Here is a 311-nt window from a genome sequence, read left to right as displayed (position 1 = left end):
CGACGATCAGGACATCCAGTTCTTCGCCCGGTTCCGCAGTGGAACGCAGCGCGGCCAGGGCGTCCTCGCGGTATTGGGGACTGAGTGCATCTTTACTCATCGTCGAGATTTCCTCTCTGAACCAGCCGGTGCCGCATTCCCTGCAGCAACTCCATGTAACTCTAGGTAATTACATATTGGATAGGTAGGGCGAGACCAGCACCTCGATGCGCTGGAACGCCTTGACATCCGAATACCCCGTGGTGGCCATGGCACGGCGCAGGGCGCCCATCAGGTTCGATGTGCCGTTGGTGTGGTGCGACGGACCCCAC

1 pseudogene is annotated in these 311 nt (G+C 59.8%); it reads right to left on the bottom strand.

The annotated features are described in order from the left end of the window. Positions 1-169: 169 nt before the first annotated feature. Positions 170-311 (bottom strand): annotated as a pseudogene (locus SB754_RS19680) (GuaB3 family IMP dehydrogenase-related protein); the annotation flags it as partial.

It is taken from the genome of Leifsonia sp. SIMBA_070 (assembly GCF_046534635.1).
In the GTDB taxonomy this organism is placed as follows: domain Bacteria; phylum Actinomycetota; class Actinomycetes; order Actinomycetales; family Microbacteriaceae; genus Leifsonia.
This window is presented reverse-complemented; position numbering and strand designations above follow the sequence as displayed.